We start from the raw sequence: 14,795 nt of genomic DNA on the forward strand, positions 1-14,795 counted from the left end.
AGTCGCCACCAGGGCACTCCGCCCGGCACCGCACGCGTCCGGCACGAAGACTCCTCGCCAGGGTGTCACCGTGCCGGACAGCGCGACGCCCGCTCCGGACGCGCCCACCCCTCATCGCGTTCCCACTCATCACCGAGGACCCGTCACGACATGCTCCTTACCTCACGCCACTCCCCCACCCGGTCCCGCCGGACCCCTCACCGCACGCTCGCCGCAGCCGCGGTTCTCCTCTCCCTCGCGTTCATCTGCGCGGCACTCCCGCACTCAGGTGCGGCAGCGGCGGGTCCGAGGACGGCGGACGACAGGCAGTCGGCCGCACCGCGAAGCCCTCAGGTGCCCGCCGGCGTCACAGCCGGCGTAGCGGTGTTCGACCGGCAGGCCGGCACCTTCACCGAGCAGCTCAACGCGTCGGCCACCTTTCGCTCCGCCTCCGTCGTCAAACTCCTGCTGGCTCTCGACTTCCTGTGGAACCGCAGTCCCGCCGGCATCCCGGACGCCGACCGTGCCCGGCTGGACGCCATGCTCCGCAGCAGCCAGGACAGTGCCGCCAACCACTACTGGTCGACCTACGGGGGACCCTCGATCGTCGACCGCATGATCACGCGTCTCGGGCTCGTCGACACGGCGCGGCCTCCGGCGGGATACGAGGGCTACTGGGGCTACACGGCCCTCTCCGCCCGCGACACGGTCAAGATCTACCGCCACATCCTGGAAACCGCCCCCGCCGATGTGCGCGACTTCATCATGCAGCGTCTGCGCCAGTCGACCCGGTGCGCCTCCGACTCCTTCGACCAGCACTTCGGCATCGCCGCCTCCTTCAACCGGCCGTGGGCCGTCAAGCAGGGCTGGTCAGCCTATTCCGCGAAGGGCACCTGCGGCCCGGACAGCAGCACCCCGGCCCGTACGCAGTCCGGCTCCGTCCCTGACGCCGCTGGGGCCGCGGGTGTCGACCTGACCCGGCCGGCGCTGCACACGACCGGCACCGTCGGAAGCGGTGACCGGTCGATCGTCGCCGTCCTCACCCTGCACCCGGACGGCACCTCCTACGGCAAGGCCTATACCGACCTCGGCCGGCTGACCCGTTCCTTGAACGTTCCCGGCGGCACGGCACCGACGGGCTCGTGGTACGGAACGTGGGGGTCGGATGTCGCGGTCCGCAAGGACCCGGCACTCGGGGACAACCTGCTGACCCGGCTCCCGGCCGGCGTGGAAGTGCTGGTGGGCTGCCAGAAGAAGGGCCAGGTCGTCTCCGTCCCGCCGTACACCAACGACTGGTGGGCGTATCTGCCGCAGTACGGGGGCTACGTCACCAACATCTACATCAGCCATCCGGACAACCAGCTGCCCGACGTTCCGCTGTGCACCGAACAGCACTGATTCCGGATGTCCCGGAAAAAGGAGTGACGATGTCGCGTACCAGGCGTTCCACCCTCGGTGTGGTGGCTGCCTTCCTGTGGGTGCTGGCGTCCGCCTTCGCGTCGGCTCCGGCCCACGCAGGCCCGGACACGCCCCGCGAAGACGGCAGCCTCATCATGATCATGCCTCCGGCGCCCCGGGAAACCACCGCCTCCTCCTCGCGCGCCGTGGCGGCCGTCTCCCCCACGGTGTCCCCGGCCGCCGACTACGTCCACACGACGTCGGGCAACCCCGTCGAGTGCACCTCTGGCAACCTGTGCGCCGGCGTATGGGACCCCGCCGTGGGCAAGTACAAGGTCTTCTTCCTCTACCGGTGCGCCCAGTACTCCCTGTCGTACTGGAACGGCGTGGGCCAGGCCGTGAACAACCAGGTCGGCGCCGCCGCCTTCTTCTACGGCCAGAACGGACAGGTGCTGGACGTCGCCCTGCCGGAGAACAGGCCCTTCACGTACGACTGGACGCCGGTGTGGTCCATCCGCAACTGCTGAGGAACGCACACCGGCCACGTCCGCCGACCTCGCCAACGACTGCGTCGGATGCGGCGCAGCCGGGCTGAAGCACCGCCGGGGTACCGACGGTCGGCGCGGTTCCTGTCGCCATCGGCACGGACCGGGCCGTCCCCGCTCAGCTCGATGTGTGGCCCCTGCCCTGGTACGGGCGGGGGCCGCTCTCTGACGCACGCCCGCACCTGACTCGCGGCATCGCTGCCGGCGGACCTGCGTACGACTACCCGATCTACGCCGCAGGCAGCGGCGGCACCGAACCGGGCGTTCCCCGGAGCGGCTGAGTCCGCCCACCCGCTCGCCGGCCTGGGGGAGGCCCAGGGGCTGCGGGCAGTCCTCGCCGTCAGGCCCGCGGCGGCCCCAGTGACGGTGGTCGGCGCCGGTCCCACCGGCAGCGGGACCGGCGCCGAGTTGGCGGAGGCGGGCCGCCGGGTAACCTCGGGTGTGCGGCGGTGTTCTCGGACCGTGCCTGCGCACCCGGGGCGGCGCTTGGTCGCCGAGCATCTGGCCGCCACATGCCTGGACCTCGCAGCCCGAAGGTCACATGGCCTGACGGCCGGCGGCGGCCTCGCCGGGGTCGTCGGCGAGCACGAGGGTCGCGGTGATCCGCTTGCCCACCGGCTCCCGGTGAACGCTGACGGTCTCGGACACCGCCGTCACGATTTCCAGGCCGTGCTGACCGACCCGCTCCGGGTCGGCCGCCTGGACCGACGGCTGCGCGGTGCTGCTGTCCCACACACTGATCCGGACAGCCCCGTCGATGATCTCCAGATCCAGCAGGCACGGGCCGGGCGCGTACTTACGGGCGTTGGTCACGAGCTCACTCACCACCAGCTGCGCCATGCCCATCGCCCGCTTCGACACCGGCAGCCCATGCTCGACCTGCACAGACGTGAGGAAGTCGCGGGCCAGGTCACGGGCTTCTGCGATCTCCGCACTGCCCTCGAACGCCGCGGAGGCCGCGATCGGACGGTCCCCCAGCGGCTCCTGGCCCTCGTTCGGGACAGCAGCATCCATCAACCCGCCTCACTTCCGAAGCGCCGAGCAGTACCCAACCCGGCTACCCGGAAACGTCGCGGCACCACACGCCAGGAGCTCTGTTTCGGAATTTCCTTGCGGCTGTTCCGACCTGGGCAAAGTCGAAGGGGTACGGCAGGCATGAACGAGCGGACCAGGCAGTGCCGCTTCCCACCCACCACGCCAGCGTACTGTTTGTGATCACACGCTAACCTGCGCCCCGCCTTCGCGACATCGTGCCCCACGACCAAGTCGTGGGGACCTCGATCCACGGCGAACACACCCCTCGCGGCGGTCACAGACTGCGGAACGCACCATGTTCCAGTGGGCGTTCGGCACGCTGCACGATCCCGTCTCTCGCTCCTGCTACGGCAAATGGCGCACCAGGGGAAAGATTCACCCACAGGCACTTCTCCGCCTGGCCCGCCGACGGATCATCGTGCTGTTCGCCAGGCTGCGGAACGCGGCGCGCGGCGATTTCCACCCAGTCGCCTGGACCTCGTCGCATGGACACGGCCGCGCGTTCCCCCGGCGGCTGACACAGTGCGTGAAGGACGTCAGCAGGTCAGCGTTTCGACATCTCGGCCCACACACGGGCGGCCATTGCCTCGGCCTCGTCCTGCGGTGTCCCCGCCCGCACCAAGATGATCCCGCGGGACTGGTCTGGGAATGTGACCTCCCGCATTGCCATACCCAACGGGCTCGTCGGATTGTCCGACATGGCGCCTCCCTTCGGCGGCTGGCGCCCACATTAGAGGGATGCCGCCCGGAGGACGAGCACCCTCGTCCAGACGAGGGACAGCCCCGGGTTGCAGACGGTTGAGGTCGGACGGGAACCGTGCAGCTCTGCAGCACGGTTCCGGTGGGGGCATCCCTAACCGCCCAACACAGTTGAGCTCAGCGGAGAACCTGGTTCATCACTGAGCTGGATCCGCGTCGCTGGTGCCACGTCGTGGCAAGATGGGCGCATGCTGATGCGAAAGGGCGATGCCGCGTAGGCCTCCCAAGGCCGTCCGTGCGCAACGGTGGCGGCCACAGTGGCAGTATCCGGTGCTGAAGGTGCGCGGTGTCTCCGCGCGGACTCGTGCAGCGATCCGGCGGGTCGAAGACCAGCAGATGTGGCCCAACGCGGTTGCTCACGCCCTTTCGCGCGTCGAGTGGGCTTTCCAGCAGCCTGGACGCTACCTGGACGCCTCCGCCTTCGACTCGCCGGGAGTTGGAGACGCTCGCGATGATCTCGAGTGGGCCATGCGGCACCTTCCTCCGGGAGCGCGACGGGACTTGGCGCGACTCCTCACACGCATGGATGCCGAGCTGGAGCGCCGGACCTTGCCGGATCCCCACCTCATCGAATCAACGGTGGGCGGCTGGTGGTGGACCAGGATGCGGGACCTCTGACGGATACACGCCCCCGTGCTCCTCCTTCCTGCGGCGAGCACCCCTTCTCTCGAACTCTCCATCGTTCGTGAGGGCCGGCACCGGCTGGCGCGTGCCGATGAGAACGGAACTTGGTGGTTGTGTTCGGCATCGGCGGGTGGCTGGGAGTGGAGCCGGAACGACGGGACAGCCCTCAGCTCCGCTCCTCACCGTCGAGCGAATCGAGGCCCTCCTCCCAGCGTTGCCGGCGTTCGTCCTCGGGCTGCTCCCACCAAGGGGTGCCGCGCTCCCCCAGCGCGATCTTTGCCCGGTTCACCCGTGCACGCGCTGCCCGCTCGCCCTGTTCGTCGCCCGCGGCCGTCGCTGCGCGCACCGCACGGCGCGCCGCCATGAGGTGATGTCGGAGACGAGCCGCGATCTCCTCGGGGACGGAGGGATCCGTCGCCCTCCACTTCCTCCCCCGAACGACGATGTGGTGCCCGTCGGGGGTCCGCTCCGGTGACTGGTGTGCGTCCACACCGTCGGCCTGCCCGGTACGGCCCCGGGAGAACACGGCTCGTGAGGGTGGTCACGCCGATGGGCGCACGGAGGTCAGTCCGTCACGGTCAGGACCAGCTTGCCTCGGGTGTGGCCGGACTCGCCGTGCGTATGGGCCGCGGCGGCCTGGTCGAGGGGGAACGTCTTCTCCACCTCCACGGTGACCTCGCCCGCGTCGATCAGGCGCGCGATCGTCGTGAGTGCGTGACCGTCCGGCTCGACCAGGAAGCCGCTGGTCCGTACGCCCGCCGCCTCGGCGGCCGCCGCCAGGTCCGGGGAGACGCCGCCGGGGACGGCGATCAGCAGGCCGCCCGGGGAGAGGGTCTTCAGGGAGCGGGTGCTCGTCCGGTCCTGCGCGTCCCCGACCAGGTCGATGACGACGTCCACGTCGGCCGCGGCTTCTTCGAAGCGGGTCGTGGTGTAGTCGATCGTCTCGTGGGCGCCGAGGTCCTTCAGCCAGGCGTGGCGGGCGGCGCCGGCGGTCGCGATCACGTGCGCGCCCAGGTGCCGGGCGAACTGGACGGCGAAGTGGCCCACCCCTCCGGCGGCGGCCGTGATCAGCACGCGCCCACCGGCCCGCACCTCAGCGGTGTCGACCAGGATCTGCCAGGCGGTCAGTGCCGCCAGCGGTACGGCGGCCGCGTGCGCGTGGTCCACGGTGGCGGGCTTGCGGGCCCACTGGCGGGCCGGCGCCGTGACGTACTCGGCGTAGGCTCCGGCGGCGCGCGGGAACCACGGCATGCCGTACACCTCGTCGCCCGGCTTGAGCGTGGTGACCCCGAAGCCGACCTCCTCGACGACGCCGGAGACGTCCCAGCCCAGAATGAGCGGGAACGTCTGCAGGCCCGCCATGCCCTGTCCCTCGCGGGTCTTCCAGTCCACGGGGTTGATGCCGGCGGCGTGGACGCGTACCAGCACCTCGGTCGGCAGCGGTGCGGGGCGGGGCACCTCCTCGGAGGTCAGGACCTCCGGGCCGCCGAATCCCTTGATCGTGACGGCACGCATGGTGTGGCCGCTCATGGTTTCTCGCTCCTGTTCGTTGCTGGTTCCGTTCGCCGGGCGGGCCCGGCAAGATCCACTCTGCCTTGCCGCGACGGGTGCGGGTGAGTGGCCGGAGGGACACCTGTCGTACCATTCCGGCCATGACGCACCGTGTCGCAGTACTCGCCCTCGACGGAGTCCTGCCTCTGGATCTGGGTATCCCGGCCCGGGTGTTCAACGAAGCGCGTGCGCCGGACGGCAGCCGGCTCTACACGGTCGGTACCTGCTCGATCGGCGGGCGGCCGGTTCGTACGCACGAGGATTTCCAGATCGTCGTCGAGCACGACGAGTCACTGCTGCGGACCGCCGACACGGTCGTGATCGCCACCCTGGAACCCACTGCCGAGCTGCTCGCGACAGGGACGCTTCCCGGGGACGTCTCCACTCTTCTGAAGTCGATCGGGCAGCGCACCCGCATCGTGAGCCTGTGCACCTCGGCCTTTCTGCTCGCGGCGGCCGGGCTCCTCGACGATCTGCGGGCCACCACGCACTGGACGCTGTGCGACGCGTTCGCGCGGCTGTTCCCCGGCGTCGAGGTCGATCCGAACGTGCTGTTCGTCGACAACGGCCGTATCCTTACGTCCGCCGGTGGCGCCGCGGGCATCGATCTGTGCCTTCATCTGGTCCGGCAGGACCACGGGGCGAGCGTCGCCGCGGCCGCCGCCCGGCGGGTCGTCGCGGCGCCCTGGCGCGAGGGCGGACAGGCGCAGTTCATCGAGCATGTGGTGCCGCCGGACACCGACCGCTCCACCTCGGCGACCCGGGAATGGGCGCTGCGGCGACTGGCCGAACCGATCACCCTCGAGGACATGGCACGGCACGCCCACATGAGCGTGCGTACCTTCACCCGGCGTTTCCGTCAGGAGACGGGCGTCAGTCCGCTCAAGTGGCTGTGCCAGCGCCGACTGGCCCACGCGCGCCAGCTGTTGGAGTCCACGGATCTGCCCGTCGCCCGGATCGCCGGCGCCTGCGGGTTCAGCGACCCGGTCGCCCTGCGCAGGCAGTTCCACACGTATGTGGGACTGTCTCCGGCTGCCTACCGGCGGGCACACGGCGCGCCGGGGGCGGCCGCGGTGCAGTGACCGCCGGCGCCCCCGCGCCCTGCTGACCTCGAAGGCATGGTGAAGCGCTGGCCGGGCGGGTCTGCCGCCTGTCGGGCGTCGTTGTCAGTGGTGCCGTGCATGATCGGCTCGTCATCTCGTCGCGAGGGGGAGGAAGCATGATGTCGGTCATGAATGAGCAGGTGGCGGGACACGCGTTCCTGCGGTCGATGCACGACGACCCGTATTTCCCCGGCCACCTGGTCGACGAGGGGAAGGCGATCCTGCTGCGGCTCTGCCTGCGCATGGAGACCGAGCAGCCGTCCGGCCTGGACAGCCTGTACAAGCTCACCCAGGCCGCGACGGAGGAGTTCAACCTGCTGGACGAGAGGTTCGGCGCGGCCGGGAGCGGCATCGAGACGGTCGCGCGCCAGTGGATCTGCGAGGAGTTCTGGTTCGTCGCGTCGGCCTACGGGTTCGCGGACGCCGACGTGGAGGTGTTGACCGCCAACCGGGACTGGTGAGCCAGGGCCGGCAGGCCGTCCGCGGTGAGCCTCGCCGTCCCGATTGCGTCGCGCCTCGCATCCTCGCCCGTACAGCGGGCACCCGGGGCGGGAACGTACAGGTCAGAGGGTGGAGAGGGCGGACGCGATGGACAGGGACGAGGGGATCGCAGAGCTGCGCCGCGTCGCCCGTGAGCGGTTCGGGTGGGACGACCTGGGCGCGGAACAGGCGGAGGCGATGCGGGCGCTGCTGGACGGCCGTGACGTGCTGGTCGTCATGCCCACCGGCTCCGGCAAGTCGGCGATCTACCAGGTGCCGACCGTCGTCCTGGGCGGCCCGACCGTCGTCGTGTCCCCGCTGATCGCCCTGCAGCGCGACCAGGTCACGGGCCTGCGGGACAGCGACGCCCCGGACGCCGTGGCCGTGAACTCCGCGCAGCCGCGCTCGGCGACGGACGAGGGCTGGCAGGCGGTCGAGGACGGGGATGCCCAGTACCTGTTCCTCTCCCCCGAGCAGCTGGCCAGGAAAGACGTCATGGAGCGGCTACGGGAACTGCGCCCCTCGCTGTTCGTCGTCGACGAGGCCCACTGCGTGTCCGCGTGGGGCCACGACTTCCGTCCCGACTACCTCAACCTTGGCGAGGCCGCCGACCGGCTGGGCCGTCCGCCGGTCCTCGCCCTGACGGCGACAGCCGCCGCCCCGGTGCGGGAGGACATCGTCGAGCATCTGCACATGCGCGAGCCGCATGTCGTGACGACGGGCACGGACCGGCCCGAGATCCACCTGTCCGTGCACACCTTCACCGACGACCCCTCCAAGCGTGAGGCCGTCTCCCGCTGGGCGGCCGAGGCGTCCGCCCCCGGCATCCTCTACACCGCCACCCGCAAGGACGCCGAGGCGTACGCGGAGCGCCTCCGGCAGGACGGTGTCGACGCCGAGGCGTACCACGCGGGGCTGAAGGCCGCCGACCGCCGACGTATCCAGGACGGCTTCATGACGGGTACGCCCGCCGTGGTCGTCGCCACCTCCGCGTTCGGCATGGGCATCGACAAGCCCGACGTACGCTTCGTCGCGCACGCGTCCGTCCCCGAGTCGCTCGACTCCTACTACCAGGAGGTCGGGCGTGCCGGCCGGGACGGGGAACCGGCCCGCGCGGTGCTGTTCTACCGTCCCGAGGACCTGGGACTGCAGAAGTTCCTCACGGCCCGGGCCCTGGACACCGACGCTCTGCGCCGGATCATGACCACGCTGTTCGGCCAGGAAGCGCCGCAGAGCCGTAGCCGCGTGGCTCAGTTGTGCGGGCTGTCCCGGCGGAAGACCAGCGATCTGCTGAACCTGCTGGAAGAGGCGGAAGCCGTGACCGTCGAGGGGAAGCGCCGCGCGGTGCGGGCGCTGCCCGGCCGTTCGGCGGACGAGGCCGCCGGAGCGGCGGAGGAGGTGTTCGCGCGGCGGCGGCGCATCGACCGGTCGCGCATCGAGATGATGCGCGGCTACGCGGAGACGCCGACCTGTCGTCGCCAGTACCTCCTCGGCTACTTCGGCGACCAGTTGGACACACCGTGCGCGCGCTGCGACGTCTGCGACCGCCAGGCCCAGGCTCCCAGCATCACGGCCACCGGGCGGGCGGACGCCACTCCCCCGGCCGGGCATGACGGGCCGTATGAGCCCAACGACCGTGTGGAGCACACGGATTGGGGTTCGGGCACGGTGATGCGCCTGGAGGAGGACCGCGTTGTCGTGCTCTTCGAGCAGGTCGGCTACAAGACGCTGTCGCTGACAGCCGTGGAGGAGGGCGATCTGCTGACCGAGGTCTGAGGGACCCGGCGGCGACCGCCGCGGTACGGCGTCCGCCGCAGGCAGCCTGGTGCGTTCCCGTACCAGGCTGCCTGCGGCTTCGGCACCGAACTCATGGCCGCGGACGGACGCGCACCCAGCGTGGGCGTGCGTCACTGCCGCGGCGTCCGGCCACCGAGGCGCAGCGCGGGCACACCCTCTGCACGCGGTCGGCCGCGCCGCCCGATTCCGGGATGATGTCGGGCCAGCTCACGTGCGAGAAGCGGGCGAGGCGCGAGCGGCTGAGGGACAGCCCGCAGACGGTTTCGTTGCGTCCCGGCTCCCAGGCGTGGACCTCTCCCGCGGGCAGCCTGCGGCGGCCCTCCTCCTCGTCGGTCCACTGCCCGGAGGCGGCGACGGCGTAGCGCTTGCCGCGCTTCACCGTGTGCGCCCGAGTTCCGTGGTGTTGTTCCCGGTCACTTCGGCACCGTCCTGACGTTCGGCGGGTCTCTCCCCGCGGCGCGGCACCCAGCGAAAGCGGGCGCCTGCCCCATCCGCCGAGTGCCACGGAGCCGCGGTCCCATACCCTGCGGGCCGGCCGTGCTCCGTGACCCACGGCGAGGGTCGCACCGCGCCGGCGGAGAAGGGGCGCGCCGGCGCGGTCTGCCGCTACTCGCAGCCGGTGCCGTCGCCGTCGCGGTCCAGGTGGCTGCCGTACCCGGGGTCGCCGCGGTGCACGGGAGCCGCGCCGGCGGCGCGTGCGGCGTCGCAGTTCTTGTAATAGGCGCTGCCTCCTCCGCCGCCGCTGTAGTCGTCCTCGACGGGTTCCGCGGTGACGGTCTTGGTGACCTTCACCTTGACCTTGACCGACTCCGTGACGGTCTCGGTGACCGTCGGGGCAGGTTCCGGATCGGCGGAGGGTTCGGCGGTCACCGTCGCGGTCACGGTCGCCGTCGGCCGGGCTTCGGCCACCGCGGGCTTGGCGTCGCCGGCCGCGCCGCGGTCGTCGGCGCCGGCTCCCATGACGCCGAGGGCGAAGGCGAAGCCGAGCGCGGGCAGCACGTAGCGCTTGCGTGCCCACTTCGGCGCTGTGCGGCCCGCCGGTGTGTACGGATTGGTCATGACGCCCCCCGGGATACCTGTTGAAGGGTGAACTGTAGCGGTTATGTGAAGAGGATATGAACTCTTGTGGCATGCGCTTCCGGAGTGACTGCCGCCTACGGTGACGGTCCGTCAGCAGTCCGCGGCCGGCAGGCGGTTCAGACCGGTGTCGCACATGATCCGGTCGACGGTCTCCCGCAGGGTGCTGTCGGCGCCGATGACGGTCTCGATGCCGCCGGACAGCAGATCGCGTGGGCGGTACCACTCGCGCAACTGGGCCTCATGGACCTCGTCGGCGATCGGCTTGGTGGCGTGGCGGGCGAGCGTCTCGTCGAAGGGCACGTCCAGGTAATACGCGTGGGTCGGGCCGCGGTGGTCGGCGCACAACCGGGTGAGCAGGGTGCCGTAGCGGTCGGCGTGGAGGATGCCTTCGACGACGACGTGGAAGCCGGCGTCCAGCGCGTAGCGGGCGGTGAGATCGATCAGACCGATGTTGGCCGCGCCCGGGCGGTCGTGCTCGCGCAACACGACGCGGCGGAGGTTGTCCTGGGCGACCAGGGCGAGACCCCGGCCGAAGCGGTCGCGCAGGCCGGCCGCGACGGACGACTTGCCCGAGGCGCTGTTGCCGCGCAGGACGACCAGCCTGGTGCGTTCCGTGCCCACCCTCATGGCGTCGACGGTACGGGGGAGCGACGACCGCGTACGGGGGTTCATGACGGGATGACCGGAACGAGCTGCGGCCGGGCGGGCGGGCGGCGCGGCACCGCCGCGGATCAGCGCGGTACGTCGTAGAAGAGGTGGGTCGACGTCGTCGTCGGGATCACGCTCCGTCGTACCAGCGTGCGCGGTACTCCGCCGGTGAACAGGGGGGTGCCGGCGCCGAGCACGATGGGGGCGAGGTGCAGCGTCAGCGCGTCGACGAGGCCCGCGGCGAGTGCCGAGCCGATTGTGGCGCCGCCGCCCATGAGGACGACGTCGAGGTCTTTGCCGGTGCGGGACGACGCCGTCTCCGCGCGGTCGCGCGCGGCGGAGACGGCGTCGTGCAGGCCGGTGGTCACGAACGTCCAGTCGAGGAGCGACGTCCGTACCGACCCGGGCGGTGCGCTCGTCACGACGACGAAGGCGGGCCTGCCGACCTCGCCGGCGCCGTAGCCGGTGGTGTCGTCCCAGCCCTCCCGCCCGTCGACGATGTCGAAGAGGTGACGGCCGAGGACGACGGCGCCTGAACGGTCGGTCGCCTCACGCAGGACCCGGCGGTCGTCGGGGTCGTCGGAGAAGGCCCACGTGTGCAGGCCCTCGCCGCCGGCGCCCAGACCGTTGTCGGGGCCGGGGTCGGGACCGGTCACGAAGCCGTCGAGGGAGATCGAGATGTCAGCGACGATACGGGTCATGTCCGTACTGACCCGCATCGACGGACGAAGTCATCGGCGGCGGGTGAACGGTCACCGGTACAGGGCGACCGCGCCGCCCCAGAGGGCGCCCGGGTTCAGGCGGTCGGGGAAACGCTCCAGCATGGCGTGGAAGAAGCCGAGCGGGTCGTCGTGCCGGGCGAGGAGCTCGTCGGCGGCGTCGAGGTAGCGGCGCGTCTCGGCGATCGCACGGTCGGCGTCGTCGTCCAGTTCCTTGTTCTTGTGGCCGGTGACGATCAGGCGGGGGCGGAGGTCCTCGACGAGGGCGATGGCCTTGCGCCAGGCGTCGCGGCCGCCGTTCCCGGACTCGGCGAGGTACTGGTGGACACCGTTGTAGATGACGTCGCCGGCCACGACGAGGTCGAGGTCGGGCACGTGCAGGACGCTGGTTTCGTCCGTGTCGCTGTGACCGACCTCGACCATGCGCAGCTCGTGCCCTTCCAGGGTGAGCCGGTTCCCGGGCACGGTGACGGCGGTGACGGGGGCGTCCGGGATCTGACCGGGGAAGAGCCGGTCCCAGAAGTGCGGGCGCAGGGAGACGTTGCGGTGCATCTCCGCGATGGTGCCCTCGGAGGCGACGACTGTCGCGCCGAAACGTTCCGCCAGGAGGCCGGCGGTGAACCAGTGGTCACCGTGACCATGGGTCGCGAAGATGTGGGTCAGGTTCTTGCCGGTGGATTCCACCCGGTCGCCCACGGCTTCCGCCTGGGCGGAGGTCAGCGGCGGGTCGACCAGGACGGCGTCCCGTTCCCCGTGGATCAGGGTGACGGACAGGGGTGAGAACATCCGGCGGTCGCCGTTGGGGACGGGCTCCGTGACGTCCTGCGGGATCGGGTCGGCGATGAACACCTCGTAGGCGAGGGGGCCACTGGTGGGCATGGTGCTTCCTAACTGACTGAGTGGGCGCCGTCACGGTCGGGCGACCGGCCGGCGGCGGCTGCGAGGGCGGCGTAGTAGGCCGGGCCCCGGATGATCGAGACGGCGTCCTGGTCGACCGGCTCGCCGTCCGGGCCGCGGAACTCGAGGCGCACGGGGCGCTCACCGTCGGCCGTGTAGACGACGCCCTGACCCGTCTCCTGCGGGCGGTGCCGGTCGCCCCACGCGCTGAGCGCGGCCAGGATCGGCAGCACGTCACGGCCGGCGTCGGTGAGGACGTACTCCTCGCGGCTGCGCTCGCCCTCTTGCTGATACGTCACGCGCTCCAGGAGCCCGGCGCACACGAGGTCGTTCAGGCGCTGACCGAGGGTCGCGTTGGGGATGCCGATGCGCTGGAACTCCGCGAAACGGGTGCGGCCGAGGAATGCCTCACGGAGCAGCAGGAGATTCCACTTCTGGCCCAGCACGCTGAGGGTCCGGGCGATCGAGCAGTGCTGGTTGGCCGGCAACGACATGGCGTCCATGCCCTCCATGAAAGCAGAGTATGGAAAATGAAGCCAGGGCTGGCATCAAAATGTGAAGTGAGACTCGCCCGAGCCACGCCGACTGCCGAAGGCTCGCCCACGGGGGAGGTGGTCACCCATGGCGGCGGTGCTGACCGTGTGCCTCACGCTTGGGCACCCTGGTGGCGATCGCGACGCAACGGACAACCCGCCTCCGACCCCGTGCTCCGTGCGCCCGGCACCCGTGGCGGCCGATCGCCGGCCGGCTGGTGTCCGTGGCGCTGTGTCTGGGTGCCGGCCAGCAGCACTGTCGGTACACACAGCACGAAGACGGCGGACCACCAGGCCGGTGAAGCGGGCCGCGGCGAAGCCCTCGCCGCCGAGGGCGGCTGGAGTGGAAGCCCACCGAGCTGGTGCTGATCTCCGCCGGGCCGGGTGCTCGACCGGCGTGCGGCCGAGGCCACCGCACCACGCACCCGACGCCGGAATTCTCGCCCCGCAATGGCTCCGCACGACGCCGCGCGACCGTGCGACGACGGTGGCCGCCCGCTACGGCACACCGGCCGGGACGTCCGGCCCGCCCGCTGCGCGACAGCGTGACTGCGGCCGGGCGGCGGGGCGAGGACGTCTCGGGCACCGGGGTGTGGGACAGGGCCGGTCAGGGGCGGTACACCTCGCCCGGCTGGGGCTTCGCCGGTGCCATGAGCTCGGGGACCGTCACGAACGTGTAGCCCCGCTTCCGGAGCCGGTGGATGATGTCCGGCACGGCCGGGATGGTGCCCGCGTAGCGTTCGTGCAGCAGGATGATGCCGTCGCGCTCGGCCCCGTCGAGGACGCGCTTCTCTATCAGTGCGGTGTCCGTGGTCTCGTAGTCCTTGGCGGTGACGCTCCAGAGGATCTGGGCGAGCCCCAGGTCCTTCATGATCTTCTTGAGGTCGTCGTCGGTGGCGCCCCCCGGTGGCCGCATCAGGGTGGGGGCGTGCCCGGTGATCTTCTCGATGTCCCGTTGGACGGGCAGCATCTGGGCGCGCACCTCCTCGTCGGTGAGTTCCTTGAGGTTCTTGTGGGTCCAGGTGTGGTTGGCGATCTCGTGCCCCTCGCGGGCCATGCGGCGGACCGTCTCCGGAAAGGTGTCGGTGTGCTTCTTCCCCTGGAGGAAGAAGGTCGCGTGCACCTTCTCGCTCTTGAGGACGTCCAGGAGTTTCGGGGTGGGCGCGCTGGGACCGCCGTCGAAGGTGAGCGCGATGCACTTGGCCTTGCGGCAGTCGACGGGTCCGGTGACCTCGACGTCCTTCGGTGCCTGTGCGCGTGCTTCGGCCGGGCTGATCACGTTGCTCAAGGTGGACCAGCCGGTCAGGGAGACCGTCACGGCGGCGGCGATCAGCAGGGCGGCGGCCGCCGTCAGGATGCGGGTCTTGGTCGACTTCACGGTGTGTCCGTCACCGTCCCTGGCGGGCCGGGTCGCCGGCTCGGCGGGCGGAGCGTAGGGCCAGGGCCAGGACGGCCGCTCCCAGGATCAGCAACGCGACATGGCCCAGCCCGGGTCCGTAGGGCAGGCGGCCGAACAGCCATCCGTCGAGGTGGGCCCAGGCGCGGGTGGCGAGCCGCCAGGCGCCGGACAGGACCAGCAGTCCGCCGATGACGGCGGCGACGGCCGGCGCGGGACGCAGACGCGAAAGCATGGGAAATCTCTCTTCC

16 protein-coding genes and 1 pseudogene are annotated in these 14,795 nt (G+C 71.0%); 6 read left to right on the forward strand and 11 right to left on the reverse strand.

Annotation, left to right across the window (positions count from 1 at the left end; genetic code table 11):
- The first annotated feature begins 150 nt into the window (after positions 1-150).
- Positions 151-1,377 (forward strand): hypothetical protein, encoded by a 1,227-nt coding sequence (locus tag F3L20_RS19340; protein ID WP_150155426.1) that lies wholly within the window; start codon positions 151-153, stop codon positions 1,375-1,377.
- Between the two features lie 29 nt (positions 1,378-1,406).
- Positions 1,407-1,904, forward strand: a complete 498-nt coding sequence (locus tag F3L20_RS19345) for a hypothetical protein (RefSeq protein WP_150155427.1) — start codon at positions 1,407-1,409, stop codon at positions 1,902-1,904.
- 555 nt (positions 1,905-2,459) lie between these two features.
- Here the strand turns inward: F3L20_RS19345 and F3L20_RS19350 are convergent.
- A complete protein-coding gene (locus F3L20_RS19350; protein WP_150155428.1) occupies positions 2,460-2,936 on the reverse strand; it encodes an ATP-binding protein in 477 nt (158 codons plus the stop codon).
- A gap of 234 nt (positions 2,937-3,170) precedes the next feature.
- Between F3L20_RS19350 and F3L20_RS19355 the strand changes: the two are divergent.
- Positions 3,171-3,399: pseudogene (locus tag F3L20_RS19355) on the forward strand (IS110 family transposase); the annotation flags it as partial.
- A 1,107-nt stretch (positions 3,400-4,506) separates the two neighbouring features.
- Here the strand turns inward: F3L20_RS19355 and F3L20_RS19365 are convergent.
- Positions 4,507-4,830 carry a hypothetical protein gene (locus F3L20_RS19365; protein WP_150155429.1) on the reverse strand — a complete coding sequence of 108 codons (324 nt, stop codon included), beginning with the start codon at positions 4,828-4,830 and terminating at the stop codon, positions 4,507-4,509.
- A 74-nt stretch (positions 4,831-4,904) separates the two neighbouring features.
- Positions 4,905-5,870, reverse strand: coding sequence for an NADP-dependent oxidoreductase (locus F3L20_RS19370; RefSeq protein WP_150155430.1), 966 nt, complete (start codon positions 5,868-5,870; stop codon positions 4,905-4,907).
- 122 nt (positions 5,871-5,992) lie between these two features.
- On the opposite strand from F3L20_RS19370, the gene F3L20_RS19375 reads away from it, so the two are divergent.
- The 3 genes from F3L20_RS19375 to F3L20_RS19385 all read left to right on the forward strand — a co-directional run bounded on the left by F3L20_RS19375 (position 5,993) and on the right by F3L20_RS19385 (position 9,250).
- Positions 5,993-6,973: a GlxA family transcriptional regulator gene (locus tag F3L20_RS19375; RefSeq protein ID WP_150155431.1), complete on the forward strand. Its 981-nt coding sequence runs from the start codon at positions 5,993-5,995 to the stop codon at positions 6,971-6,973.
- A 140-nt stretch (positions 6,974-7,113) separates the two neighbouring features.
- Complete coding sequence (locus F3L20_RS19380) at positions 7,114-7,455, forward strand: DUF5713 family protein (RefSeq protein WP_150155432.1); 342 nt, start codon at positions 7,114-7,116, stop codon at positions 7,453-7,455.
- Positions 7,456-7,582: 127 nt separating this feature from the next.
- Entirely contained in the window at positions 7,583-9,250 is a 1,668-nt protein-coding gene (locus F3L20_RS19385) for a RecQ family ATP-dependent DNA helicase (RefSeq protein WP_150155433.1), read from the forward strand.
- Positions 9,251-9,341: 91 nt separating this feature from the next.
- Here F3L20_RS19385 and F3L20_RS19390 read toward each other — a convergent pair whose 3' ends face one another.
- The 8 genes from F3L20_RS19390 to F3L20_RS19430 all read right to left on the reverse strand — a co-directional run bounded on the left by F3L20_RS19390 (position 9,342) and on the right by F3L20_RS19430 (position 14,779).
- Complete coding sequence (locus F3L20_RS19390) at positions 9,342-9,650, reverse strand: hypothetical protein (protein WP_145830378.1); 309 nt, start codon at positions 9,648-9,650, stop codon at positions 9,342-9,344.
- Between the two features lie 227 nt (positions 9,651-9,877).
- The gene (locus F3L20_RS19395; RefSeq protein WP_150155434.1) at positions 9,878-10,330 is read right to left on the reverse strand and encodes an excalibur calcium-binding domain-containing protein; all 453 of its coding nucleotides are present in this window, start codon (positions 10,328-10,330) and stop codon (positions 9,878-9,880) included.
- A gap of 111 nt (positions 10,331-10,441) precedes the next feature.
- Complete coding sequence (locus tag F3L20_RS19400; protein WP_240810705.1) at positions 10,442-10,978, reverse strand: AAA family ATPase; 537 nt, start codon at positions 10,976-10,978, stop codon at positions 10,442-10,444.
- Positions 10,979-11,082: 104 nt separating this feature from the next.
- The gene (locus tag F3L20_RS19405; RefSeq protein WP_150155436.1) at positions 11,083-11,700 is read right to left on the reverse strand and encodes a dihydrofolate reductase family protein; all 618 of its coding nucleotides are present in this window, start codon (positions 11,698-11,700) and stop codon (positions 11,083-11,085) included.
- A gap of 51 nt (positions 11,701-11,751) precedes the next feature.
- Positions 11,752-12,597: an MBL fold metallo-hydrolase gene (locus tag F3L20_RS19410; RefSeq protein ID WP_150155437.1), complete on the reverse strand. Its 846-nt coding sequence runs from the start codon at positions 12,595-12,597 to the stop codon at positions 11,752-11,754.
- Between the two features lie 8 nt (positions 12,598-12,605).
- The gene (locus F3L20_RS19415; protein ID WP_206338800.1) at positions 12,606-13,127 is read right to left on the reverse strand and encodes a winged helix-turn-helix transcriptional regulator; all 522 of its coding nucleotides are present in this window, start codon (positions 13,125-13,127) and stop codon (positions 12,606-12,608) included.
- 628 nt (positions 13,128-13,755) lie between these two features.
- Positions 13,756-14,526 carry a polysaccharide deacetylase family protein gene (locus F3L20_RS19425; RefSeq protein WP_240810706.1) on the reverse strand — a complete coding sequence of 257 codons (771 nt, stop codon included), beginning with the start codon at positions 14,524-14,526 and terminating at the stop codon, positions 13,756-13,758.
- Between the two features lie 10 nt (positions 14,527-14,536).
- On the reverse strand, positions 14,537-14,779 hold the full coding sequence (locus F3L20_RS19430) for a hypothetical protein (RefSeq protein WP_150155438.1): 243 nt from the start codon (positions 14,777-14,779) through the stop codon (positions 14,537-14,539).
- Positions 14,780-14,795 lie beyond the last annotated feature (16 nt).

Source organism: Streptomyces tendae, assembly GCF_008632955.1.
GTDB lineage: Bacteria > Actinomycetota > Actinomycetes > Streptomycetales > Streptomycetaceae > Streptomyces.